We start from the raw sequence: 23,569 nt of genomic DNA, 5'->3' as shown, positions 1-23,569 counted from the left end.
AGCAGTGGTGTCAACGTGCTATATTCCGCAAGGTCACCTTAACCTGCCCGGCGCATCATCTTTGCGTCATGGGGGAAGGAACAAGGGAACCGATGATCGGGCGGGGAGCAGGCGGCGGGAGCCGCTTTTGGGCCGATCGATCCGGCAGCATCGTCGTCATCTTCGGCCTCCTCGGTCCGGTCCTGCTCGGCATGGTCGGCCTCGCGGTCGATTACGCGACCTGGACGATGCAGCGGACGACGCTGCAGCAGGCGGCCGATGCGGCCGCCCTCGCGGTGATCTCGGATCTGCAGGTCTCCGGTGCGAACGCATTGCGGATGCAATCGCTGGCAGAATCCTACGCCAAGAGCAATGTGAAGCTGCAGCGCGGCGACGGGGCCGTGAAAGTCACGGTCACGCCGGTGATCCGGGAGAGGCCCGGCGGGCACTTCATTCCCATCGACGCGTCCAGGGGCCGGACGCCGAACGCGGTCACCGTCACCCTGAGCCAGCGCAAATTCGCGATCATGCGCCGGTTGGTCACACCCTATCTGACCGATCTCAGCCTGTCGGCCACCGCCGAGACCGTGGGCACCACCAAGCTGTGCATCGTGGCGCTCTCGCGAACCGGTCTGGGCGCGCTCCAGCTCTACAACTGGGCCAGGATCGAGGCCGGCGATTGTGCGGTCTATGCCATGTCCTCGGACGTCAGGGGTCTCGTAGGCGGCGGCGCGAGCCTGCTCCAGGCCTCGACCACCTGCGCGGTCGGAGGGTTCTGGGGACAATCGGCCAACTTCTCGCCGCTTCCCGTCTCGGGCTGCCCGGCCATCAAGGATCCGCTGGCGGAGCGGCCGGCGCCGCCGGTCGGCAGCTGCCTTCAAAACAACCTGATACTCAGCGGGGGACGCTACACCCTCGATCCCGGAACCTATTGCGGCGGACTGATGATCAAGGACGGTGCCGAGGTCAGGCTCAGACCAGGCATCTTCGTCATGAAGGACGGCCCGCTGGTCGTCGGCCCGCCCCAGCAGATGGCCATGATCGAGGAGGTTTGCGAGATCGCGTCAGGCATAAAACAGTGCAGAAATGTCAGCAAAATCAAGGCCATTGGCTCACTGAAGGGAGATGATGTCGGGATCTATTTCACCGGGAACTACACGAATAGTCAGATTAAAAGCATCGGACCGCTCGTATTTTTGCCGAATTCGGCTGTCGAGCTCACGGCGCCCCGGACCGGGCCGATGGCGGGAGTCATGCTATTCGAGGACAGATCGACCATGGAGGGACAGCAATACGTCATCATGAGCGATTCCGCCCGGCGTCTGGTCGGGACGATCTACCTGCCGCGCGGGACCTTCTGGGTCCGTTCCAGTCAGGTCGTCGCCGATCAGTCGGAGTACACGGCGATCGTCGCCAACAAGATCCGTCTCGACTATCAGCCCCGCCTGGTCATCAACACCCGCTACGGCGCCACCGACGGCCCGGTGCCCACGGGCCTCGGGCCGTCGAGCAGCGTGGTCGGGCTGGCGAGATGATCGGACCCGTCCCAGGCCGGGAGGGCGCCCTCGGCCAGCCGTTGCCCGGCGCCCTTGTCGCCCGCCGGCCCGCCGTGGCATGACGGATCCCCTTCGACACCTTGGGCCGCTCGCCGCGGCCGGGATGAGATGACCGTGTCCGTGCTGAGCCTGAAGCCCCGCCCCGAGGATGTCGACGCGCTGATGCGCGAGATCGGCCGGCGTGCACGCGCCGCCTCCCGCCGGATGGCTCCGGTCCCAGGCCCGGTGAAGGATGCGGCCCTGCGCGAGGCCGCCGCCTGCTTGCGCGAGGCGGGCGCGGCGATCCTGGCGGCCAACGCCGCCGACCTCGCGGAGGGCCGGGCCAAGGGACTGTCCGCCGCCAGCCTCGACCGCCTGGCGCTCGATCCCGCCCGGATCGAGGGCATCGCCGGAGCCCTGGAGAGCATCGCCGGCCTGCCCGATCCCGTCGGGCGGACCCTCGCCACCTACGAGCGGCCGAACGGCCTGACGATCGAGCGGGTGGCGACGCCCCTCGGCGTGATCGGGGTGATCTTCGAGAGCCGTCCCAACGTGACGGCGGATGCCGGCGCCCTGTGCCTCAAGGCCGGCAACGCCGCGATCCTGCGCGCCGGCTCCGAGAGCCACCGCAGCGCCGCCGCGATCGCGCAGGCGATGGTCGAGGGCCTGACCCGCCACGGCCTGCCGGCCGACGCGATCCAGCTCGTGCCGACGAAGGACCGCGCCGCCGTCGGCGCCATGCTCACCGGCCTCGACGGCGCGATCGACGTGATCGTGCCCCGCGGCGGCAAGAGCCTGGTGGCCCGGGTGCAGGACGAGGCGCGGGTGCCGGTCTTCGCCCATCTGGAAGGGATCTGCCACGTCTTCGTCCACGAAGGGGCCGACCTCGCCATGACCCGGGCGATCGTGCGCAACAGCAAGATGCGCCGCACCGGCATCTGCGGCGCTGCCGAGACCCTGCTGGTCGACCGCGCCTGCGCGGCGACCCATCTCGCGCCGCTGGTGGCCGACCTCCTGGAGGCCGGCTGCGCGGTGCGCGGGGACGAGGCGGCGCAGGCGGTGGATCCGCGGGTGAGCCCGGCGACCGAGGAGGATTGGCGCACCGAATACCTCGACGCGATCATCTCGGTCCGGGTCGTCGACGGCCTGGAGGCCGCGATGGACCACATCGACGCCTACGGCTCGCACCACACCGAGGCGATCCTGACCCAGGATCAGGCAGCCGCCGAGCGCTTCCTGGCCGAGGTCGATTCGGCGATCGTCGTCCACAACGCCTCGACCCAGTTCGCCGATGGCGGCGAGTTCGGCTTCGGCGCCGAGATCGGCATCGCCACCGGGCGGATGCACGCCCGCGGCCCGGTCGGCGTCGAGCAGCTCACCACCTTCAAGTACCGCGTCCGCGGCACCGGGCAGATCCGCCCGTGATCGGCTGAGACGAGGGACGGCCGGTCCGGATGCACCCTTGATCCTGCGCCTGCCGCCCCTCGCGCCGGGCCTGCGGGTCGGCCTCTATGGCGGCTCGTTCAACCCCGCCCATGCCGGCCACCGGCATGTCAGCCGGCTCGCCCTGCGGCGCCTCGCCCTCGACCGGGTGTGGTGGCTGGTGAGCCCCGGAAACCCGCTGAAGGACCGCAGCGACCTGCCCGGCGCCGCCTCCCGCGCCGCGGCGGCCCGGGCGGTCGCGGCCGATCCCCGGATCGCCGTGACCGATTTCGAGGCGTCGCTGGGCATCGGTCACGCGGGCCCGCGCTACACCATCGACACCCTGCGCTGGCTGACCATGCGGCACCCGGAGGCCCGCTTCGTCTGGATCATGGGCGCCGACAGCCTGGCGAGCTTCCATCGCTGGCGCGGCTGGCGCGAGATCGCCGCCCGGATGCCGTTCGCGGTGATCGACCGCCCGGGCTACACCCTGAGGGCCGTCGCCTCGCCCGCCGCCCGGGCGCTCGCGGCCTCGCGCATCGACGAATCCGCCGCCATCACCCTGGCCGACCGGCCGCCGCCGGCCTGGGTCTTCCTGCACGGACCCCGCAACAGCCTGTCCTCGACCGCCCTGCGGGCGGCGAAAACCCGGCCTTGACCGGCGATGGCTCGGGATTCGCGCGGGCTTGCGCTTGAAAAAACGGCACCGGCGCGCCACTGTCATCCTACGACAGCATCGGCGCCGCTGTGCGCGCCGCGGGCAACATCGTCTCGTGGCGCCAGGCGGGTGCCTCATCGACAGGGGTCGGCACTGAACGACGCAATCTCTCACGAAGCTCAGGACAACGAGCTTCCCGCTCAGGCCGAAGCGCAGGAATCCCGGGCGCAGGACTCCCGGATCGACGCGCCCGAGGCCGCGGACATGAGGTCGGTTGCCCTCGCCTGTCTCGAGGACATGAAGGCCGAGGACACCGTCGAGATCGATCTCGTCGGCCGGACCTCGCTCGCCGACGCGATGATCATCACCTCCGGCCGCTCGCAGCGCCATGTCGGCTCGATCGCCGACAAGGTGATCCAGGAGTTCAAGACTCGCGGCTTCGGCAATCCCCGGGTCGAGGGCATGCCGGCCTGCGACTGGGTGCTGATCGACGCCGGGGATCTCTTGGTCCACGTGTTCCGGCCCGAGGTGCGGCACTTCTACAATCTCGAGAAGATCTGGGGCGCCGACCGGCCGGCCGACCGCCTCGCCGGCTGACGCCGTCCGACGATCCGGGACCGCCGCCATGCGGCTCGCCCTCGTCGCGGTGGGCCGCCTCAAGCGCGGCCCCGAGCGCGACCTCGCCGAGGAGTATCGCGGCCGTGCCGACGCGCTCGGCCGCAGCCTCGGCTTTTCCGCGTTGCAGCTGACCGAGATCCCCGAGAGCCGGGCCCGGCGCGCGCCGGACCGCTGCGCCGAGGAGGCGGGCGCGATCCTGGCGGCGCTGCCGGCCGGCGCCGCGACGATCGTCCTCGACGAGGGCGGGCGCGCCATCGCCAGCCTGGATTTCGCCGCGCAGATCGGCGCCTGGCGCGACGGCAGCCGGCCTGGTCTCGCCATCGTGATTGGCGGCGCCGACGGGCTCGATCCTAGTGTCAGAGCCAGGGCCGACCTTATTTTCGCCTTCGGCGCCGCCACACTGCCGCACGGGCTCGTCCGTGTCCTGGCCCTGGAGCAGCTCTACCGGGCCATGACGATCCTCTCCGGCCATCCCTATCACCGCGGCGCCCCGTGACCCGAGCGCGTCTCCCTGCCGTCCTGGCGGCGTTCCTCGCCGGCATGGGCTGCGCCAGCGCCCAGCCGGCACCGGACCCGGCGGCCGATGCCGTCGCGAAAGCCCAGGCCGAGAAGGACCGCAAGGCCGAGAGCCTGCGGGCGATCGAGAGCGCGCTCGCGGCGAGCACCGAGACCCGCGCCAAGCTCGAGCGCGAGGTGGCCGAGATCAAGGGCGACGGCGCCCGGCTCAACCAGGCCCTGATCGACGCCGCCCGCAAGGCGCAGGAGGCGGAAGGCCGCATCTCCGACCTCGAGGCTCGGCTCCAGACCATGGCGGGCAGCGAGACGGCGTTGCGCCGCTCGCTCGAGGCCCGCCGCGGCGTCATCGCCGAGGTCCTGGCGGCGCTCCAGCGCATGGGCCGGCGCCCGCCGCCGGCGGTGCTGGTGCGGCCGGAGGACGTGCTGGCGGCGATCCGCACCTCGATGCTGCTCGGCGCCGTGGTGCCCGAGTTGCAGGGCGAGGCCGAGACCCTGGCCGGCGACCTCGCCGAGCTGGTGCGCCTGCGCGGCATGATCGCCACCGACCAGGAGACCCTGCGCGGCGACATCAAGGGCTGGGCGGCCGAGCGCCAGCGCCTCACCGCGCTCATCGCGGCGCGCCAGGCGCGGCTCGGCGAGGCCGAGAGCGGGCTCACCGCCGAGCGCGACCGCGCCACTGGCCTCGCCGGCCAGGCGCGCTCGCTCAAGGACCTGGTCGACCGCCTCGACGGCGACCTCGCCACTGCCCGCCGCGCCGCCGGCGCCGCCAAGGAGGCCGCCGAGGCCGAGAGCCGCGAGACCCGCGAGCGCTTCGCCGCCGCCGCGCTTCGCGACCCCGCACGGCTCGCCCCGAAGGTGCCGTTTCCCCAGGTTCGCGGCCTGGTGCCGCGACCGGTGAGCGGGGAGGTGGTGCGGACCTTCGGCAGCCCCGACGGGGCAGGGGGCACGAGCCGCGGCATATCGCTCATGACGCGCCCGCGGGGCGTCGTCTCCTCTCCGGCCGACGGCTGGGTGGCCTACGCGGGGGCGTTCCGCTCCTACGGTCGTCTCTTGATCATCAACGCGGGCGACGGCTACTATCTCCTCCTGGCGGGCATGGACCAGATCAACGTCGAGGTCGGTCAGTTCGTGCTCGCGGGGGAGCCGGTCGCCGTGATGGGAGACACGGGCTCCGCACCTTCGGCAGGAGCCGGTGGGCGGAACGATCCCGTCCTGTACGTCGAGTTCAAAAAAGACGGTGGCTCCATCGACCCGGATCCTTGGTGGGCCAAAGGGTCAAGCGAGAAGGTTCGCGGATAATGCGCAAAGTTTCCCTCGTCCTGTTCGGAGCCATCCTGGGCGCCGGGACGGCCACGGTGGCGACCCAGACCCACCTGCTCTCGAGCACGAGCGCCGTCGCCGCCTCGGCCGAGACCTATCGCCAGCTCAGCCTGTTCGGCGACGTGTTCGAGAAGATCCGCACCGACTACGTCGAGAAGCCCGACGAGGCGAAGCTGATCGAGGCGGCCGTCAACGGCATGCTGACCTCGCTCGACCCGCATTCGAGCTACATGGACGCCAAGAGCTTCCGTGACATGCAGGTCCAGACCAAGGGCGAGTTCGGCGGCCTCGGCATCGAGGTCACGATGGAGGACGGCCTGATCAAGGTCGTCACCCCGATCGACGACACGCCGGCCGCCCGCGCCGGCCTGCTGGCCAACGACGTCATCACCCAGATCGACGGCGACCAGGTCCAGGGCCTGACCCTCAACCAGGCCGTCGACAAGATGCGCGGCCCGGTCAACTCGCCGGTCAAGCTGAAGATCACCCGCAAGGAGGCCAAGGATCCGCTCGAGGTCACGCTCAACCGCGACCTGATCCGGATCAAGCCGGTGCGCTCGCGCACCGAGGGCGGCGATATCGGCTATGTCCGCCTGACCCAGTTCAACGAGCAGACCTATGACGGACTCAAGGCCGCCATCGACAAGATCTCGACCGAGCTGCCCGGCGACAAGCTCAAGGGCTTCATCATCGACCTGCGCAACAACCCGGGCGGCCTGCTCGACCAGGCGGTGATGGTCTCCGACGCCTTCCTCGACCGCGGCGAGATCGTCTCGACCCGCGGCCGCAACCCGGACGAGACCCAGCGCTTCTCGGCCAAGTCCGGCGACCTGACCAAGGGCAAGCCGATCGTGGTCCTGGTCAATGGCGGCTCGGCCTCGGCCTCCGAGATCGTCGCCGGCGCGCTTCAGGACCACAAGCGGGCGACCGTGCTCGGCACCCGCTCGTTCGGCAAGGGCTCGGTGCAGTCGATCATCCCGCTCGGCGGCAACGGCGCCCTGCGGCTCACCACCGCGCGCTACTACACCCCGTCCGGCCGCTCGATCCAGGCCAAGGGCATCGAGCCGGACCAGGAGGTGCTGCAGGACGTGCCCGACGAGCTGAAGGGCAAGGACGAGACCAAGGGCGAGGCCGGCCTCAAGGGCCACCTCAAGCAGAAGGACACCGAGGAGCGCGGCGGCTCGTCGGCCTACGTCCCGCCGGATCCGGCCAAGGACAAGCAGCTGATTGCCGCGGTCGACTTCCTGCACGGCGTGCAGAAGGGCGCGGCCAACACCGCGAAGACCACGGATCCGAAGCCGAACTGACCGGGACCGGTCCGGTCCGGGCGCCCGCCGACGATCGCAGGCGCCCGTCTTAACGCCGCGTTTACCACGAAGGCCCGCAATACCGGTCACGACCGGCGCTGCGGGCCTTCCGCTTCTGTGGCAGCGACACGGTCGCGGGACCTCACGCCTGTGCCGCTCGCGTCCGACACCATCCTGACCCGTCCCCTCGGGCTGCGGGACGAGGCGACCGCCCGCACCGCGCGCTGGCGCTCCGCCCTGACCCACCGTCCGCTCGTCGGCGCCGCCCTCGGCATCGGCGCCCTGGCGCTCGGCGCCGTCCTGGTCGTCGGCGACGATCCGCTGGCGGGCGAGCCCTACGCCGTCGCGACCATCGCCGTGCGGGCGCCGAGCGCGCCCGTGCCCGAGCCGGCGGTGCCGGCCCGGCCGGGCCCGGCGAGCCGCACCGCCGACGAGGTCGAGCGCGCCTCCGGCGTCTCGGTCAGCCGGCCGGACGGCACGACGGCGCCGGATTCGGTGGTCATCCGGGTCCCCCCCAACGCCCCGGTGCAGCTCAAGCCCGCCCCCGACCCGCGGCTCGCCGAGCGCGGCCGCTACGGCAGCCTGCCGAAGATCGGGCCGGACGGCGCCCGCGCCCTCGACGTCTATGCGAGGCCGGAGGCCGCCGGGCTGGAGCGGGGTGGGGCGGTCGCGGGCCGCATCGCCCTCGTGGTGTCGGGCCTCGGCATCGGCCAGGCGGCGACCCAGGACGCGATCCAGCGCCTGCCGCCCGCCGTGACGCTCGCCTTCGCGCCCTACGGCGCCGACGTGACCCGCAGCGCCACCCGCGCCCGCGAGGCCGGGCACGAGGTGATGGTGCAGGCGCCGATGGAGCCGTTCGACTATCCCGACAACGATCCCGGACCCCAGACCCTGCTGACCGGAGCGAAGCCCGCCGAGAATCTCGACCGCCTCGCCTTCGTCCTCGCCCGGGTGCCCGGCGCGGTCGGCGTCATGAACTTCATGGGCGCGCGCCTCACCGGCGAGGCCGCCGCCCTGGAGCCGGTCCTGCGCGAGATCGGGGGCCGCGGACTCGGCTTCCTCGACGACGGCACCTCGCCGCGCTCGCTCGCCCGCGAGGTCGGCCGCAAGGCCAAGGTGCCGGTGGCTCGGGCCGAGATCGTCGTCGATGCGGTGCCGCGCCCCGACGCCATCGACCGCGAGCTCGCCCGGCTGGAGGAGGCGGCGCGCAAATCCGGCGTCGTCCTCGCCTCGGCCACGGCCCTGCCGCTCTCGATCGACCGTATCGCCCGCTGGGCGCGAGACCTCGAATCCCGCGGCATCCTGCTGGTGCCGGCGAGCCGAGCCATGCGTTCCGGCGCCTGAAACGGCGCACGACCGCACGGGCCCCGCATTTTTGCCGGATCTCCCGTCCAAAGCCCGCGAAATTGCTCTAAGGTCGCCGCATGGCATCGCTCCACCGCCCCGAGACCGCCCTGGCCAATCTCCCCTACAGGCCGTGTGTCGGCATCGCCCTGTTCAACCGCGACGGCCTGGTCTTCGCCGGGCACCGGCGGCACGAATCCGCCGATCTCGGCGCCCATGCTTGGCAGATGCCGCAGGGCGGCATCGACGAGGGCGAGGCGCCGCGCGACGCCGCCCTGCGCGAGCTCTACGAGGAGACCAACGTCGCGCCCGGCTCGGTGCGCCTGCTGGCCGAGGCGCCGGGCTGGTACTCCTACGACCTGCCCATCGTCGCGGCGGGCAAGCCCTGGAAGGGGCGCTATCGCGGCCAGACGCAGAAGTGGTTCGCCTTCGCCTTCGAGGGCGACGAGCGCGAGATCGACATCCTGCGGCCGGGCGGCGGCGTCCACAAGGCGGAGTTCGACGGCTGGCGCTGGGAGCCGCTCGCCAACCTCGCCGCCCTGGTGATCCCGTTCAAGCGCCCGGTCTACGAGCAGGTGATCGCCGCCTTCGCGCATCTCGCGCGCCCGGCGTGACCGCTCCCCCGCACCGCTCCGACCGCGAGCCCGCATGACGCGCTGGTGGCTCTCAGGGCTCGCGGTCCTGCTGCTGTGGCTCGCCTACGGCCTCTCGCCCTACATCGCGCTCTACCGGCTGTCGCAGGCGGTGCAGGCCCACGACGCGGCGGCCGTGGCGCAAAGGGTGAACTTCCGCACCCTGCGGCTGTCCCTGACCCGGCAGGCGCTCGCCGCCGCGGTCGACGCCATCGCGGCCCGCCGCGACCTCTCGGCCCGCGAGCGCACCATCCTGACCGAGGCGAGCGGTGCGCTTGCCGGGCCGCTGGTCGAGTCCCTGGTCACGCCCGAGACCCTGATCGACCTCCTCGACGACGGCTGGCCGGTCCGCGCCGGCTTGGCGCGCCGTACCCCCTCCGGCGGCGCGGGCCAGGGCGGCGCCGAGACGGAGGTCACGGGCACCGACGCGCCCCCGCCACCCGAGACCACCGGCGGCCTCGGCCTGCACGCCTCGACCGTCGGCCAGCTCTTCGCGCTGTTCCGTTCGTCGGAGCCGCGGGGCTTTCGCGGGATGGTGGTGAGCTACCCGCCCGACCGACCGCTCGAGAACCGCTTCCGCCTGCGCCTGCGCCTGCGCGGCTGGACCTGGCGGGTCGTCGACCTCGAGCTGCCCTCGGCGCTCCGCGAGCGCATCAGCCAGCGACTCACCGGGGCGATGCAGCGCTGACGGCTGCGGGTTCCTGACGGTCAAGCTCGCCCTTGATGCGGTCCCCTGCGCCCCTCATATTTCCGGGTGGAGCCGGCGGAGTTGCGGTCGGCCCCGGCGGGCGCTGCGGATGCGGGCCCGGACCTGACCGAAGTGCCTCCGCAACAGGGCTTCGCCGACATCATGACGCGTCCATCGCCGTTCGGGCATCCGTTCCTGCTGGGCTTCGACGAGATCGAGCAGGCGCTCGACCGCGTCGCCAAGGCCGCCAATGACGGCTACCCGCCCTACAACATCGAGCGCCTGCCCCGCACCGAGCGCGAGCCGGAGCGGCTGCGGATCACCCTGGCGGTGGCCGGCTTCACCCGCGACCAGCTCGACGTGACCCTGGAGGAGAGCCAGCTCATCGTCCGCGGCCGCCAGGCCGACGACAAGAGCCGGACCTTCCTGCACCGGGGCATCGCCGCGCGGCAGTTCCAGCGTGCCTTCCTGCTCGCCGACGGCATGGAGGTGCTCGGCGCCGATCTGTCGAACGGCCTCCTGTCGATCGACCTCGCCCGGCCCGAGCCGGAGCGCATCGTGCGACGGATCGACATCGGGTCGCGCGACGTCGAATGACCATCCCCATATGAGGGGCACACCGTCGGCGGGCCGCCCCGGGGCCCGCACCGACACCCCGTCCTGCCGCCTGTGAGGAGGGCGCACCATGTCCGACACCCCCCTGAATCCCGACCTCGATTCCTCCCTCGACCCCTCCGCGCTCGCCGCCCTCGGCGAGGGCCACGTGGCCTATGTCCGCGCGATGCGCTCGGAGGAGGTGAAGCGCCTCTTCCCCGAGGCCCCGGACCTCACCCCCGGCCTCGACCTGTTCGCCCTGCTCTCGGCGAGCGGCGCCCCGATCCTGCTGACCGACAGCCGCGATGCCGCCTTCGCCAATGCCTGGGCGCACGACCTGCAGGCGGTGAGCGTGCACTGAGCGCGCGGCGGGAGGCGGTGACGCCTCCCGGGAAGGCCTTACGCGTCCCGCGACGCGATCCCCTCGACCGCCGCGACCAGGCGGTCGAGGTCGGCGGGACCGGAGAGGCGATGGTCGCCCTCCTTGATCAGGGTCAGGATCACGCCCGTATCCGGCAGCCGCTCGACGAGCCGCATCGCGTGCGGCCACGGGACGTCCGGGTCCGCCATCCCTTGCAGGATGTGCACCGGGCAGCCGGGATCGATCGGCGTGCCGAGCATCAGGTGGCGGCGGCCGTCCTCGATCAGCGCGCGGGTCACCGGCGTCGGCTCGGGCGAGTATTGCGACTGACGCTGCCACACCCCGTCGCGCAGGATCTGCGCCCGGATCTCCTCCGGGAACTGCGCCCACATCAGCGCCTCGGTGAAGTCGGTGGCCGGCGCGATCAGCACGAGGCCGGCGGGCCGGACCTTGGCCGCGGCGAGCAGCGCGATCCAGCCGCCCATCGACGAGCCGACCAGCACCGGGCGCTGCGGCGCCAGGGCGGCGATCACGCCCTCGGCGTCGGCGAGCCAGTCGGAGATGGTGCACTCGGCGAACATCCCTTCGGATTCGCCGTGTCCCGCATAGTCGAAGCGCACGAAGGCGCGGCCTTCCCGCGCCGCCCAGGCGTCCAGCGCCTCGGCCTTGCTGGCGCGCATGTCGGAGCGGAACCCGCCGAGCCAGACCACCGGCGGCCCGGCGCCGGGCCGCACCAGGGTGGCGAGGCGGCGGCCCCCGACGGTCAGCATGGTGGCGGGCGGGCGTTGTGTGTCGTCCATGTGTTATCCCCGTTATTCCGGCATTGCCCCTGGTCGCGGGCCGTCGGTGACCAAGGTTTACCGATCCGCAACGGCGTCGGGCGACCTTGATGCATCGTCCCGGTGCGGATCGTGACAGGCGGCTTCTACACCGGCGGCCGCCGGCGCACCCTCGATTCCTGCGCGGAGCGGGCACCGACACGCCACGAGTGCTGCGATCAGACCCCTGACCCTGACCCGGAGTCCCATGCCGTCGAGCCAGGCCACGCCGTTCCCGGCCGCGAGCCACCCGCTGGCGGGCCGGACCATCCTGCAGATCATCCCCGAACTCGACGCCGGCGGCGCCGAGCGCACCGCCGTCGACGTGGCGGCGGCCCTTGCCGCCGCCGGCGCCCGGGCGCTGGTCGCCACCGAGGGCGGGCGCCTCGTCGGGGAGTTGCAGGCCAAGGGTGGCGCCTGGGTGCCGTTCCCGGCCCGCAGCAAGAACCCGTTCGCGATGGCGCTGAATGTCGGGCGGCTGGCGCGGATCTGCCGGTCCGAGGGGGTCGACCTGATCCATGCCCGCTCCCGGGCCCCGGCCTGGGTCGGCCTGGGCGCGGCGCGGCGGCTGCGGATTCCGTTCGTCACCACCTATCACGGCAGCTATGCCGGCCGCTCGCCGGCCAAGCTCCTGTACAACTCGGTGATGGCCCGCGGCGACGTGGTCATCGCCAACTCGCACTTCACCGCCGACGCGATCCGCCGCCTGTTCCCGCAGGTCGCCGGCGACCGGGTCCGGGTGATCCACCGCGGCACCGATCTCGCGGCCTTCGCCGCCGGCCAGGTCGCGCCGCAGCGGGTCGAGGCCCTGCGCCGGGCCTGGGGCGTCGCCCCGCACGAGCGGGTGGTGCTGCTCGCCGCCCGGCTCACCGCCTGGAAGGGCCACCGGGTCCTGATCGAGGCCGCCGCGGCGCTCCGGGCCCAGGGTCTCGGCGAGTTCACCGTGGTGCTCGCCGGCGATCCGCAGGGCCGCACCGCCTACCTGCGCGAGCTCGACGCGATGATCGCCGCCCACGGCCTCGCGGGCCAGGTCAAGCGCGTCGGGCATTGCAGCGACATGCCGGCGGCCTACCGGGCCGCCTCGGTGGTCGCGGTGCCGTCGACCGAGCCCGAGGCCTTCGGCCGCTCGGCGGTCGAGGCCCAGGCCCTCGGCACGCCGGTGGTGGTCTCGGATCTCGGTGCGGTGCCCGAGACGGTCCTGGCCCCGCCGGAGGTGGCGGCGTCCGAGCGCACCGGCTGGCGCGTCCCGGCCGGCGACCCGCAGGCGCTGGCCGGGGCGCTCTCGGAGGCGCTGCAGCTCGGAGCCAGCGCCCGCGACGCCCTGGTGCGCCGCGCCCGCCGCCACGTCGAGGCGCATTTCTCCCTCGAGCTGATGCTGGCCGACACCCTGGCGATCTACGCCGACCTGCTCGGCGTCGGCGTGGCGGGGGAGGGGCCCTGAGACGATCCGGATCCGGTCAAGACTTCACGGATGCTTGACCGATCCGCAACCAACGCAGCGCCCGGCGAGTTGACAAAATGGGCGATCTCGCCAAGGTGATAGCGTACACCGGAGTCTACCCGCGCGGTGGTTCGGGACCGACCCAGAGTGGTTTCCGGTCGGCGGACCGCCGCCGGACGACGTGATTGAGGAGAATGAAGCCATTCGCAGACCTATGAGAGCCATGCCGGCCCCGCAGAAGGACGGGCCGCGCGCCAACCGGGACATCCGCGGCGTCCGCGAGGTGCAGCTCATCGACGATACCGGCCAGAACCGTGGCGTCATGGGCTTCTTCGAGGCGCTGCAGGTCGCCGAGGAAGCGGGCCTCGACCTCGTCGAGATCGCGCCGAACTCCGTGCCTCCGGTCTGCAAGCTTCTCGACTACGGCCGCTTCCGCTTCAACGAGCAGAAGAAGCAGGCCGAGGCGCGCAAGCGGCAGAAGACCGTCGAGGTCAAGGAGATCAAGCTCCGTCCCGGCATCGACAAGCACGACTACGAAGTCAAGATGAAGGCCGTGCAGCGGTTCTTCGAGGAAGGCGACAAGGTCAAGGTGACCCTGCGGTTCCGCGGTCGCGAGATGGCGCACCAGGATCTGGGCCTGCGCCTGCTCGAGCGCGTGAAGCACGAGACGCAAGAAATCGCCAAGGTGGAGAGCGAGCCGCAGCTCGAAGGCCGCCAGATGATCATGATCCTGGCGCCGCGCTAAGGCTCACGGCATTCCTGCGCGGTTCTGAGGCGCGGGACGGATCATGGAACGCTCCCTGGGCGCGGGCTTCATGGAAACCCGCGCGGGGAACATCGAAGGGCCGGGCATGTCCCGGCCCATCGCTTTTCTCCAGGCTACTTCAGCAGCATCACCTGCGCGTCGCCGGTCCGCCGCAGCACGTTGACGGTGACGTCGTTGCCGTGGCGGTGCAGCAGCAGATCGACGTGGCTGCCGCCGAGCTTCAGGTTGCGGATCAGGACGTCGTCGAGGAAGGCCGGCAGGATCGGATCGCGGAAGCGGATCCGGTTGCGGTCGTGACGCAGCTCGAGCCCGAGGCAGGCGGCCAGGAACGCGAACGGCGCCGCCGCCGCCCAGGCCTGCGGGCTGCACGCGACCGGATAGTTGGTCGGCCCGCGCTGCTTGCGCTGGATGAAGCCGCAGAACAGCTCCGGCAGCCGCCGCCCTTCCTGGTAGAGCGAGGCACCGTGCTGGCCCTCGAACACCCGGGCGGCCTCCGCCTTCAGGCCGTAGCGGGCCAAGCCGAGCGCGATCAGCGCGTTGTCGTGCGGCCAGATCGAGCCGTTGTGGTACGACATCGGATTGTAGCGCGCCTCGCCGACCGCGATGGTGCGTACGCCCCAGCCGTTGAACCCGTCCTTCGACATCAGCACCGCGGCGACGCTCGCGGCCCGCTCCGGATAGGCGATGCCGGTGAACAGGGCGTGGCCGGCATTCGAGGAGCGCACCGCGCATGGACGCTTCTCCCCGTCGAGCGCGATGGCGTAGGTGCCGATCTCGGCGAGGTAGAACTTCTCGTCGAAGGCCTTGCGCAGCCGCTCGGCCTCGCCCTTCAGCCGCTCCGACAGGACGTCGTCGCCCATCAGGCCCGCGAGCTTCGAGGCGCCCTTCTTGGCGGCATAGACGTAGCCCTGGACCTCACACAGCGCGATCGGGCCCTGCGCCATCCGGCCATCGGCATGGAAGATCGAATCGTGGCTGTCCTTCCAGCCCTGGTTGGCCAGGCCCTTCTCGGTCTCGCGGGCGTATTCGACGAAGCCGTCCTTGTCGCGGTCGCCGTACTCGTCGATCCAGTTGAGCGCCGCCAGGATGTTGGGCCAGATCGCCTTGATCGTCGCCAAGTCGCCGGTCTGCTCGTAATACTGCCCGGCCAGCATCACGAAGAGCGGCGTCGCGTCGATCGTGCCGTAGTAGAGCTTGAACGGCACCTCGCCGAGGATCGCCATCTCGCCGTTGCGGGTCTCGTGCAGGACCTTGCCGGGCTGGGCGTCGGCGGCCGGATCGATCGTGGTCGCCTGCGTCGCCGCGAGGTGGCGCAGCACGCCCTTGGCGATCTCCGGATCGATCCACAGCGTCATCATGGCGGTGATGATGCCGTCACGGCCGAACACCGTGCTGTACCAGGGGATGCCGGCATAGGGGTAGATGCCGTTCGGCGTGCGGCTGAGCAGCATGTAGAGGTCGGCCGTGGAGCGGCAGGCGGCCTCGTTGAACTGGTCGTTCGAGCTCTCGATCGTGGTGATGTTGGCGGTGGCCTTGCGCAGGTCGCGGCGCGCGTCGCGATAGGCCAGCGCGAAGGTCATGCCCTCACCCTTCGGGTGACCGTCCTCGCGGCGCGGGCTCGGATAGGCCGCGTGGGTGAACGGCAGGGCATTGCCGACCACCGCCTCGCCGTCCCGGCTGTGATCGACCGTGTCGCAGATCGCCCGCACGAAGATCGAGGCGCGCCCGCCGGGAGCGAGCTTGACCTCGAACTCGGCCTTGTGCGGCTCCAGCCGCGCGGGCTTCGGGCCGAAGCGCAGGCGGGTGGTGCGCCGACGACGGTCGAGCCCGTCATAGGTGAACGTCACCTCGTTGGCGGCCGTCACCTCGACGCTGCGGGTGCCGCGATGAGGCCGGTCGCTGCCGCGCACCTCGAACAGGTCGCGGAAATCGGCGTCGAAGCTCACCACCACCCGCAGGTGACGCGCCTTGGTGTCGTAGTTGCGCAGGCCGATCCGGTCGTAGCAGGTGCCGCGAAACAGGAATTTCGTCCGCTCAAGCGCGATGATCTCGCGCGGGATGCTGGTCTCGTCGCCGGCTTCCAGCCGGATGTCCGGCGTCGTCAGGTCGACCGAGAGGGCGCCGTTGTCGTCCTGCACCACGGAGCCGAGCAGCATCGGCCGCTGGCCCTCGACGGTCAGCTCCAGGCGCGACAGGAAACGGGTATCCTGGAAATACAGCCCTTCCGGCCCCGGAAACACGCCGATATCGCCGTAGCTGTCGAGCACCGCGAAGGCGTCGCCGTGCTTGAGCGAGCGCAGCTGGCGCTCGACCAGCGAGGTCTGGGCCTCGATGTGGTATTGCGGCAGCGTCTCGTCGTCGGGGGCGGTCGCGACCTTCAGCACGGTGGACTCCTTAGGGTTTCGCTCCGCGACGCGTCGCGGGGATCGGAGGCGAAATCTCGGGGCTCCCGGGGACGCCCGGGCGGCAGCGGGGGCTGAGACCCGCAGCGATTCGCAGGTTCGGCCCTACGCTAGAGCGAATGTGGGCCATCATGCGGCGGGTGCCAGGGGGTGTACGGCGCGGGGGCGGCCCGGATTTCGGGCAGGCCGGACAGCTTTGCGCAGGAAACACCCCTTTCCCGGACGACTGGAGCGAAGCGGAAGGAGATCCGGGATCCAGGGGAGACGTGCCGCGAAGCGGCTCCGTATGCTGAAACGTTGCAGATACAAAGACGCTTCGCGGCTTTTCGTGCCGGTTCCCGGATCTCCTTCCGCTCCCGCTTCAGTCGTCCGGGAAAGGGGATTGGCACCTCAAGAATCGTCCTGGATCGCGACGGGTGTTGCCAACAAAAAAGGCCCGGCCCCCTCGCGGGGACCGGGCCTCGTGTCGTCGGAACCGTCGGGTGGATCAGATCGCGCGGAGCACCGGACGGGTGGCGGCGCCGTTGGTCGCACCGTTGAGGGTGGCGGGCGCGCCGATCGTCAGGCCCGGGATCTTGATCGCGTCCCTGTCGCCGGCGAGCAGCGACTCGTAGGCGGCGACGTAGGAGCGGGCCATGACGCTCGCGGTGAAGCGGGTCTCGAAGTAGCGGCGCACCCCCTCGCGGCTCATCGCCTTGCAGGTCTCGACCGCCGCGATGGCCTCGTCCATCGACTCGACCACGACGCCCGAGACGCCGTCCTTGATGACCTCCGGCACGGAGCCGTTGCGCCACGCAATCACCGGCGTGCCGGCCGACATCGCCTCGATCATCACCAGGCCGAAGGGCTCCGGCCAGTCGATCGGGAAGGCGAGCGCCAGGGCGTTGCCGAGGAATTCGTGCTTCTGGTCCTCGTTGATCTCGCCGATATACTCGACCAGCGGATGATGGGTCATCGGCTCGATGACCTCGTCCCAATATTCCTGATCGGCCTTGTCGACCTTGGCGGCGATCTTCAGCTTGACGCCCGAGGCCTTGGCGATCTCGATCGCGCGGTCGGGGCGCTTCTCCGGCGAGATGCGGCCGAGGAACGCGAGGTAGCCGCCGTCCTTCGGGTTGGGCGAGAAGCGGCAATTCTCCGCCGGCAGGCCGTGATGGATGGTCTCGAGCCAGTTGGCGTTCTCGGGCATCGGCCCGCGCTGGTGGTCGGAGATCGACACCAGGGGCATGCCCGTGAAGGTGCGGTAGACCGGCATGAAGTCCGGCACGTCGAGCCGCCCGTGCAGGGTGGTGACGCACTTGTGGTTCAGGTCCTCGAACAGCGGGTACTGCAGGAGGTCGATGTGGAAGTGAATGACGTCGAACTCGTCCGCCCGCCGGCGCAGGTGGTACAGCATGGCGAGATGGCTCGCGACATGGTCGCGGATGCCGGCGAGGCGCAGGCCCTCGGGGCAGCAGGCGACCAGCTTGGCGCTCGTCTCCGAGTCGCCGCTCGCGAACAGCGTGACGTCGTGGCCCTGCCGGACCAGCTCCTCGGTGAGCCACGAGACGACACGCTCGGTGCCGCCGTAGAACTTCGGCGGAACGGCCTCCGCGAGAGGGGCTACCTGGGCAATGCGCACGACGGATTCTCCTGAGACGCCCAACGATGGCGGGTCACGTTGGGGGGACTTAAGCAGGATGGGGCCTGAGCGGGACATGAACGAAACCGCGCACCCGAGCTTATGGTTCCGGTGCAGCGCACAACGCTACGGCGAAACCGCATCTGTTCCCGCCACACACAGGACAAGGGCCTCGGCCGATGCGGCGATTGCGCGACGCGCCGCTCCCTGCTATAGCGCGCGCCTCACCGAACCGCCCGGCCGTCAGGGCTGCCGTGGCGGTTCGTGTCGCTCCACACCATCGATCGGTCGCGATCGTCGGGGCCCGCCCGTGGCGGAACCCTGGTGGAGTTCGCGTCAGGAGAGCAAAATGCCCAAGCTGAAGACCAAGTCGGGCGCCAAGAAGCGCTTCAAGATCACCGGGACCGGCAAGGTCATGTACGCCCAGGCCGGCAAGCGCCACGGCATGATCAAGCGGACCACGAAGCAGATCCGCAACCTGCGCGGCACGACCACCCTGTTCGAGGGCGACGCCGCCAACGTGAAGAAGTACTTCCTGCCGAACGCCCGCTAAGAACCGGCTTCGACAAGAAGACGCTTCATCCCGAATCTGTTTCGTAGAACCCCCAGGAGATCACCATGGCCCGCGTCAAGCGCGGCGTGACCAGCCACGCCAAGCACAAGAAGGTTTTCAAGGCCGCCAAGGGCTATTACGGCCGGCGCAAGAACACGATCCGGATCGCCAAGCAGGCGGTCGAGAAGGGCATGCAATATGCCTACCGCGATCGTAAGAACAAGAAGCGCAACTTCCGCGCCCTTTGGATCCAGCGCATCAACGCGGCGGTCCGTCCGCACGGCTTGACCTATTCGCGCTTCATCGACGGCCTGGCCAAGTCCGGCGTGCAGGTCGACCGCAAGGCGCTCTCGGAGCTCGCCATCCACGAGCCGGCGGCCTTCGTCGCCGTGGTCGAGAAGGCCAAGTCGGCCCTGCCGGCCGAGCTGGTGAAGGCGGCCTAACGCCTTGAACCACGGCCCGCGGCTGCGCGGGCCTTCTGGTCCCCTCGACGACCGGACAGCACGGCCCGCCCTCGCGGGCCGTTTTGCGTTGCGGGGACCGTATCCCGCCCTGCGGGTTGACGGGGCGGGGCGGCACGTTGCAGGGCATCGCCTCAAAGCCCCGATTGAGCAGACCATGACCGATCTCACCAGCCTCGAAACCGATCTCCTCGCCCAGGTCTCAGGCGCCGCCGACGAGGCCTCGCTCGAAGGCGTGCGCGTCGCCGCCCTCGGCAAGAAGGGCGCCGTCTCCGAGCTGCTGAAGACGCTGGGCGGCCTGTCGCCTGAGGCGCGCAAGGAGCAGGGCCCGCTGATCAACGGCCTGCGCGACCGGGTCCAGGGCGCGATCCAGTCGCGGCGCGAGACCCTGGCCGAGGCGGCGCTGACCGCACGCCTGGCCGCCGAGCGCATCGACGTGACGCTGCCGGTGCGCGAGGGACCGGAGACGCGCGGGCGCATCCACCCGATCACCCAGGTGATGGACGAGATCACGGCGATCTTCGGCGACATGGGCTTCTCGATCGCGGAAGGCCCGGACGTCGAGACCGACGACCTGAACTTCACCGCGCTCAACTTCCCCGAGGGCCATCCGGCCCGGGAGATGCACGACACCTTCTTCCTGCGGCCCGACCGGGACGGGAAGCGCAAGCTCCTGCGCACCCACACCTCGCCGGTGCAGGTCCGCACCATGCGCAACGTGCAGCCGCCGATCCGGGTGATCTGCCCCGGCCGCACCTACCGGCACGATTCCGACCAGACCCACACCCCGATGTTCCACCAGGTCGAGGGCCTGGTGATCGACCGCCAGGCGAACATCTCGCACCTGAAGTGGATCCTGGAGGAGTTCTGCAAGGCGTTCTTCGAGGTCGACAGCGTGAAGATGCGCTTCCGGCCATCGTTCTTCCCCTTCACCGAGCCCTCGGCCGAGGTCGACATCCAGTGCTCTCGGAAAGGCGGCGAGATCCGCTTCGGCGAGGGCGACGACTGGCTCGAGATCCTCGGCTGCGGCATGGTCCACCCGAACGTGCTGCGCAATTGCGGCCTCGATCCGGACACCGTGCAGGGCTTCGCCTGGGGCATGGGCATCGACCGGATCGCGATGCTCAAATACGGCATGCCGGACCTGCGCCCGTTCTTCGAGGCGGATGTCCGGTGGCTGGAGCATTACGGCTTCCGGCCCCTCGACATCCCGAGCCTGGTCGGCGGCCTGACCGCCTGAGAGACGCTTGCGCGAGGCGCACCATGACCGTGGACGAGATCACGACGATCGCCGACGAGATCCTGACCCGGTATCTCACCGCGTCCGGCTACGCGCGGGTCGAGGTGCGCCCGGGCTACAACCAGTCCGACGAGCCGTCGCTGTTCGTCGTCGCCCATATGAAGCCCGGCGCGGGCGTGACCGGAGGCAAGGAATCCAACGCCGCCAACGCGGCGCTCTGGCTCGCCTTGCGCGAGAAGGGGGAGGAGCGCTTCCCCTATCTCGATTTCGACTACCCCGACGACGAGGCCTTTTGCGACGAAGCCTTGGGCGACGAGGATTGGGACGTGGAAGAGGATGCGTGATGCCGCGCCTCGGTAACGCTCTCGTCTACGACCTCCTCGTGGTCGCCGACCTGCTCGCCGAGCAGGGTGGGCGACGCAACCTGCAGAAGGCAGCGATGCGGCGCGCCGTCAGCAGCGCCTACTACGCGGTGTTTCACGGGCTGTGCTTCGTGAGCACGCGCGCGCTCGGCCTCTGGCGGCGAGACCCCGCACTGACCGAGCCGATCTATCGGCTCCTCGATCACGGCCAGATCCGAAGACGCCTGGCCGCGCGGGAGGCGGCCGAACTCGGACCGACGGTCGTCGAGATCAGCGCAGCCTTCGCCTACCTCCAGGATCGCCGGCATCAGGCGGATTACAGCCCGCCCAGCCTGATCCTCCATCGCGACGTGACCCGCAACGTCGTGGCCCGCGCCAGGCAGGCCGTCGCCGACCTCGAAACCCTCGACGACGACCAGTGCCGCCGCCTGGCCGTCCTTCTCATCACGAAGACCCGGCTCGCCTGAGCCGAGAGGTTTAGCCCATGAAATTCACCCTCTCCTGGCTCAAGGACCACCTCGACACCGACGCCTCCCTCGACGTGATCGTCGAGACGCTGACCCGCATCGGCCTCGAGGTCGAGCGCGTCGAGGACAAGGCGGCGGCGCTCGCGGCCTACCGCATCGCCGCGGTGCTCACCGCCGAGCAGCACCCGAATGCCGACCGCCTGCGGGTCTGTACCGTCGATACCGGCGAGGGCGCCCCCGTCCAGGTGGTCTGCGGCGCGCCGAATGCGCGGGCCGGCATGACGACCGTGTTCGCGCCTCCCGGCACCTACGTGCCGGGCAAGAACATCACCCTGTCGGTCGGCGTGATCCGCGGCGTCGAGAGCCGCGGCATGCTGTGCTCGGGCTCCGAGCTCGGCCTGTCGGACGACCATGACGGCATCCTCGACCTGTCGACCGATGCGCCGGTGGGCCAGCCCTACGCGGCGTTTGCCGGCCTCGACGACCCGGTGATCGAGATCAACCTGACGCCGAACCGGCCCGACTGCACCGGCATCCACGGCATCGCCCGCGACCTGGCGGCGGCCGGCATCGGCACCCTGAAGCGCGAGCAGCTGACCCCGGTGCGCGGGGAGGGGGCCTGCCCGGTCGCCGTCACCCGCGACTTCGCGCCGGAGGACGCGCATCTCTGCCCGCTCTTCTCCTTGCGGCTGGTGCGCGGCGTCAGGAACGGGCCGTCGCCCGAGTGGATGCGCCGGCGCCTGACCGCGATCGGCCTGCGGCCGATCAATGCGCTCGTCGACATCACCAACTACGTCACCTTCGACCGCGGCCGGCCGCTGCACGTCTTCGACGCCGCCAAGGTGAAGGGGAACCTCACCGTGCGCCGCGCCCGCGACGGCGAGGAGGTGCTGGCCCTCGACGGGCGGACCTACCGGCTCGACGACGGCGCCATCGTCATCGCCGACGAGACCGGCGTCGAGTCGATCGCCGGCATCATGGGCGGGGAGCATTCGGGCTGCGACGAGGGCACGACCGACGTGCTGATCGAATCGGCCCTGTGGGACCCGCTCACCATCGCCCGCACCGGCCGCCGCCTCGGCATCGTCACCGATGCCCGCTACCGGTTCGAGCGCGGCGTCGACCCGGCCTTCGCCCTGCCGGGCCTCGACCTCGCGACGAAGCTCGTCCTCGATCTCTGCGGCGGGACGCCGAGCCAGGCCACCGTGTCGGGCGAGGTGCCGGACACCGAGCGCATCATCGACTTCCCGTGGACCGAGGTGCGCCGGCTGTCGGGCCTCGACCTGCCGCGGCCCGAGATGAAGGTGACGCTGGAATCGCTCGGCTTCCACGTCGCCGGCTCGGGCGACCGGGCCAAGGTTCTGTCCCCGTCCTGGCGCCCCGACATCGAGGGCAAGGCCGACCTCGTCGAGGAGATCGTGCGCATCGCCGGCCTCGACCGGATCGAGCCGAAGCCCCTGCCGCGGATCGAGGCGACCGTCATCCGCCCGGTGCTGACCGTGATGCAGAAGCGCACACGGCAGGCCAAGCGCGAATTCGCGGCGCGCGGCCTCGTCGAGGCGGTGACCTGGTCGTTCATCGCGCAGGCCGACGCGACCCTGTTCGGCGGCGGCAAGCCGGAGCTGGCGCTCGCCAACCCGATCGCCGCCGACCTCTCGGACATGCGCCCGAGCCTGGTGCCGGGCCTCGCCCGCGCCGCGCAACGCAACGCCGACCGCGGCTACGGCGACGTCGCGCTGTTCGAGGTCGGGCAGTGCTTCGCCTCCGACCAGCCCGAGGGCCAGACCACCAAGGCGACGGCGCTCCGCCGCGGCTCGGCCCGCCATGGCGGCGCCGGCCGGCACTGGGACGGCGCGGCGCGGCCCGTCGACGCCTTCGAGGCCAAGGCCGACGCCCTCGCGCTGCTCACCGCCCTCGGCGTGCCGACCGGCGGCCTCCAGGTCGTGGCCGGCGGGCCGGACTGGCTGCATCCCGGCCGCTCCGGCACGCTGCAATTCGGCCCGCGCAACCCGATCGGGTTCTTCGGCGAGCTGCACCCACGGGTGCTCAAGGCCCTCGACATCAAGGGCCCGGTGGTGGTCTGCGAGATCACCCTCGACGCCCTGCCGCTGCCGAAGCACCGGCCGACCAAGATGAAGCCGGCAGCGAACCTGCCCGACTTCCAGCCGCTCACCCGCGACTTCGCCTTCGTGGTCGCCCGCAGCGTCGCCGCCGGCGACATCCTGAAGGCGGCGCAAGGTGCCGAGCGCAACCTCGTCACCGGCATCGAGGTGTTCGACGTCTACGAGGGTGCCGGCATCGGCGAGGACCAGAAGTCCGTCGCGGTGGCGGTGCGGCTGCAGCCGACCGACCGGACGCTCACCGACGCCGAGATCGAGGCGGTGAGCCAGAAGATCGTCGCCGAGGTGACGCGCAAGACCGGCGCGACCCTGCGGGGCTGATCGGGACGGGAACCGGCGGCGCG

General features: G+C 70.9%; 23 protein-coding genes. 20 read left to right on the top strand and 3 right to left on the bottom strand.

Translation table 11 applies throughout. The features are described from left to right. Positions 1-92 precede the first annotated feature (92 nt). From FF100_RS05960 to FF100_RS05905, 12 genes are all read left to right on the top strand, one after another. Complete coding sequence (locus FF100_RS05960; RefSeq protein WP_139034644.1) at positions 93-1,514, top strand: pilus assembly protein TadG-related protein; 1,422 nt, start codon at positions 93-95, stop codon at positions 1,512-1,514. 135 nt (positions 1,515-1,649) lie between these two features. After that, positions 1,650-2,939: a glutamate-5-semialdehyde dehydrogenase gene (locus FF100_RS05955; RefSeq protein ID WP_171070079.1), complete on the top strand. Its 1,290-nt coding sequence runs from the start codon at positions 1,650-1,652 to the stop codon at positions 2,937-2,939. A 37-nt stretch (positions 2,940-2,976) separates the two neighbouring features. Next, a complete protein-coding gene (locus FF100_RS05950) occupies positions 2,977-3,594 on the top strand; it encodes a nicotinate-nucleotide adenylyltransferase (protein WP_139034642.1) in 618 nt (205 codons plus the stop codon). Positions 3,595-3,858: 264 nt separating this feature from the next. Next, a complete protein-coding gene (rsfS, locus tag FF100_RS05945) occupies positions 3,859-4,191 on the top strand; it encodes a ribosome silencing factor (protein WP_139034641.1) in 333 nt (110 codons plus the stop codon). A gap of 28 nt (positions 4,192-4,219) precedes the next feature. Continuing rightward, positions 4,220-4,708, top strand: coding sequence for a 23S rRNA (pseudouridine(1915)-N(3))-methyltransferase RlmH (rlmH, locus tag FF100_RS05940; RefSeq protein WP_139034640.1), 489 nt, complete (start codon positions 4,220-4,222; stop codon positions 4,706-4,708). Positions 4,709-4,752: 44 nt separating this feature from the next. Continuing rightward, complete coding sequence (locus FF100_RS05935; RefSeq protein WP_139034903.1) at positions 4,753-6,027, top strand: murein hydrolase activator EnvC family protein; 1,275 nt, start codon at positions 4,753-4,755, stop codon at positions 6,025-6,027. Next, positions 6,027-7,355: a S41 family peptidase gene (locus tag FF100_RS05930; RefSeq protein WP_139034639.1), complete on the top strand. Its 1,329-nt coding sequence runs from the start codon at positions 6,027-6,029 to the stop codon at positions 7,353-7,355. The genes FF100_RS05935 and FF100_RS05930 overlap by 1 nt, the downstream gene beginning before the upstream one ends. 150 nt (positions 7,356-7,505) lie before the next feature. Continuing rightward, positions 7,506-8,699 (top strand): divergent polysaccharide deacetylase family protein, encoded by a 1,194-nt coding sequence (locus tag FF100_RS05925; RefSeq protein ID WP_139034638.1) that lies wholly within the window; start codon positions 7,506-7,508, stop codon positions 8,697-8,699. A gap of 80 nt (positions 8,700-8,779) precedes the next feature. Then, positions 8,780-9,313 (top strand): RNA pyrophosphohydrolase, encoded by a 534-nt coding sequence (locus FF100_RS05920; protein ID WP_139034637.1) that lies wholly within the window; start codon positions 8,780-8,782, stop codon positions 9,311-9,313. A 34-nt stretch (positions 9,314-9,347) separates the two neighbouring features. Next, positions 9,348-10,019 carry a DUF2939 domain-containing protein gene (locus FF100_RS05915; RefSeq protein WP_139034636.1) on the top strand — a complete coding sequence of 224 codons (672 nt, stop codon included), beginning with the start codon at positions 9,348-9,350 and terminating at the stop codon, positions 10,017-10,019. A 162-nt stretch (positions 10,020-10,181) separates the two neighbouring features. Continuing rightward, positions 10,182-10,616 carry an Hsp20 family protein gene (locus FF100_RS05910; RefSeq protein WP_139034635.1) on the top strand — a complete coding sequence of 145 codons (435 nt, stop codon included), beginning with the start codon at positions 10,182-10,184 and terminating at the stop codon, positions 10,614-10,616. Positions 10,617-10,704: 88 nt separating this feature from the next. Further along, complete coding sequence (locus tag FF100_RS05905) at positions 10,705-10,974, top strand: BQ00720 family protein (protein ID WP_139034634.1); 270 nt, start codon at positions 10,705-10,707, stop codon at positions 10,972-10,974. A 38-nt stretch (positions 10,975-11,012) separates the two neighbouring features. Here FF100_RS05905 and FF100_RS05900 read toward each other — a convergent pair whose 3' ends face one another. Beyond that, on the bottom strand, positions 11,013-11,774 hold the full coding sequence (locus FF100_RS05900) for an alpha/beta hydrolase (protein WP_139034633.1): 762 nt from the start codon (positions 11,772-11,774) through the stop codon (positions 11,013-11,015). A gap of 226 nt (positions 11,775-12,000) precedes the next feature. Here FF100_RS05900 and FF100_RS05895 point away from each other — a divergent pair, with 226 nt between their 5' ends. Together FF100_RS05895 and infC are read left to right on the top strand one after the other, a co-directional pair. Further along, positions 12,001-13,233 carry a glycosyltransferase family 4 protein gene (locus FF100_RS05895; protein WP_139034632.1) on the top strand — a complete coding sequence of 411 codons (1,233 nt, stop codon included), beginning with the start codon at positions 12,001-12,003 and terminating at the stop codon, positions 13,231-13,233. 223 nt (positions 13,234-13,456) lie between these two features. After that, positions 13,457-13,978, top strand: coding sequence for a translation initiation factor IF-3 (infC, locus tag FF100_RS05890; protein ID WP_246101935.1), 522 nt, complete (start codon positions 13,457-13,459; stop codon positions 13,976-13,978). A 134-nt stretch (positions 13,979-14,112) separates the two neighbouring features. Here infC and FF100_RS05885 read toward each other — a convergent pair whose 3' ends face one another. Both FF100_RS05885 and FF100_RS05880 read right to left on the bottom strand, forming a co-directional pair. Then, the gene (locus FF100_RS05885) at positions 14,113-16,383 is read right to left on the bottom strand and encodes an amylo-alpha-1,6-glucosidase (RefSeq protein ID WP_139034630.1); all 2,271 of its coding nucleotides are present in this window, start codon (positions 16,381-16,383) and stop codon (positions 14,113-14,115) included. A 505-nt stretch (positions 16,384-16,888) separates the two neighbouring features. Next, positions 16,889-18,022, bottom strand: coding sequence for a glycosyltransferase family 4 protein (locus FF100_RS05880; RefSeq protein ID WP_246101934.1), 1,134 nt, complete (start codon positions 18,020-18,022; stop codon positions 16,889-16,891). A 349-nt stretch (positions 18,023-18,371) separates the two neighbouring features. On the opposite strand from FF100_RS05880, the gene rpmI reads away from it, so the two are divergent. The 6 genes from rpmI (at position 18,372) to pheT (ending at position 23,546) form a co-directional block, all read left to right on the top strand. Continuing rightward, positions 18,372-18,575 carry a 50S ribosomal protein L35 gene (gene rpmI / locus FF100_RS05875; RefSeq protein ID WP_007561407.1) on the top strand — a complete coding sequence of 68 codons (204 nt, stop codon included), beginning with the start codon at positions 18,372-18,374 and terminating at the stop codon, positions 18,573-18,575. Positions 18,576-18,640: 65 nt separating this feature from the next. Next, a complete protein-coding gene (gene rplT / locus FF100_RS05870; protein WP_135417262.1) occupies positions 18,641-19,018 on the top strand; it encodes a 50S ribosomal protein L20 in 378 nt (125 codons plus the stop codon). Positions 19,019-19,193: 175 nt separating this feature from the next. After that, positions 19,194-20,276, top strand: coding sequence for a phenylalanine--tRNA ligase subunit alpha (pheS, locus tag FF100_RS05865; RefSeq protein ID WP_139034629.1), 1,083 nt, complete (start codon positions 19,194-19,196; stop codon positions 20,274-20,276). Positions 20,277-20,299: 23 nt separating this feature from the next. Then, the gene (locus FF100_RS05860; RefSeq protein ID WP_139034628.1) at positions 20,300-20,620 is read left to right on the top strand and encodes a hypothetical protein; all 321 of its coding nucleotides are present in this window, start codon (positions 20,300-20,302) and stop codon (positions 20,618-20,620) included. After that, positions 20,617-21,105 (top strand): hypothetical protein, encoded by a 489-nt coding sequence (locus FF100_RS05855; protein ID WP_139034627.1) that lies wholly within the window; start codon positions 20,617-20,619, stop codon positions 21,103-21,105. The genes FF100_RS05860 and FF100_RS05855 overlap by 4 nt, the downstream gene beginning before the upstream one ends. 17 nt (positions 21,106-21,122) lie before the next feature. Then, the gene (gene pheT / locus FF100_RS05850; RefSeq protein ID WP_139034626.1) at positions 21,123-23,546 is read left to right on the top strand and encodes a phenylalanine--tRNA ligase subunit beta; all 2,424 of its coding nucleotides are present in this window, start codon (positions 21,123-21,125) and stop codon (positions 23,544-23,546) included. Positions 23,547-23,569: the final 23 nt, after the last annotated feature.

Source organism: Methylobacterium terricola, from assembly GCF_006151805.1.
Classification (GTDB): domain Bacteria; phylum Pseudomonadota; class Alphaproteobacteria; order Rhizobiales; family Beijerinckiaceae; genus Methylobacterium; species Methylobacterium terricola.
This window is presented reverse-complemented; position numbering and strand designations above follow the sequence as displayed.

Coding starts and splice junctions, on each gene's coding strand:
- FF100_RS05960 (WP_139034644.1), top strand. CDS start 93: ATGATCGGGCGGGGAGCAGGCGGCGGGAGCCGCTTTTGGGCCGATCGA.
- rsfS (WP_139034641.1), top strand. CDS start 3,859: ATGAGGTCGGTTGCCCTCGCCTGTCTCGAGGACATGAAGGCCGAGGAC.
- rlmH (WP_139034640.1), top strand. CDS start 4,220: ATGCGGCTCGCCCTCGTCGCGGTGGGCCGCCTCAAGCGCGGCCCCGAG.
- FF100_RS05935 (WP_139034903.1), top strand. CDS start 4,753: ATGGGCTGCGCCAGCGCCCAGCCGGCACCGGACCCGGCGGCCGATGCC.
- FF100_RS05930 (WP_139034639.1), top strand. CDS start 6,027: ATGCGCAAAGTTTCCCTCGTCCTGTTCGGAGCCATCCTGGGCGCCGGG.
- FF100_RS05920 (WP_139034637.1), top strand. CDS start 8,780: ATGGCATCGCTCCACCGCCCCGAGACCGCCCTGGCCAATCTCCCCTAC.
- FF100_RS05915 (WP_139034636.1), top strand. CDS start 9,348: ATGACGCGCTGGTGGCTCTCAGGGCTCGCGGTCCTGCTGCTGTGGCTC.
- FF100_RS05910 (WP_139034635.1), top strand. CDS start 10,182: ATGACGCGTCCATCGCCGTTCGGGCATCCGTTCCTGCTGGGCTTCGAC.
- FF100_RS05905 (WP_139034634.1), top strand. CDS start 10,705: ATGTCCGACACCCCCCTGAATCCCGACCTCGATTCCTCCCTCGACCCC.
- FF100_RS05900 (WP_139034633.1), bottom strand. CDS start 11,774: ATGGACGACACACAACGCCCGCCCGCCACCATGCTGACCGTCGGGGGC.
- FF100_RS05895 (WP_139034632.1), top strand. CDS start 12,001: ATGCCGTCGAGCCAGGCCACGCCGTTCCCGGCCGCGAGCCACCCGCTG.
- infC (WP_246101935.1), top strand. CDS start 13,457: ATGCCGGCCCCGCAGAAGGACGGGCCGCGCGCCAACCGGGACATCCGC.
- rpmI (WP_007561407.1), top strand. CDS start 18,372: ATGCCCAAGCTGAAGACCAAGTCGGGCGCCAAGAAGCGCTTCAAGATC.
- rplT (WP_135417262.1), top strand. CDS start 18,641: ATGGCCCGCGTCAAGCGCGGCGTGACCAGCCACGCCAAGCACAAGAAG.
- pheS (WP_139034629.1), top strand. CDS start 19,194: ATGACCGATCTCACCAGCCTCGAAACCGATCTCCTCGCCCAGGTCTCA.
- FF100_RS05860 (WP_139034628.1), top strand. CDS start 20,300: ATGACCGTGGACGAGATCACGACGATCGCCGACGAGATCCTGACCCGG.
- pheT (WP_139034626.1), top strand. CDS start 21,123: ATGAAATTCACCCTCTCCTGGCTCAAGGACCACCTCGACACCGACGCC.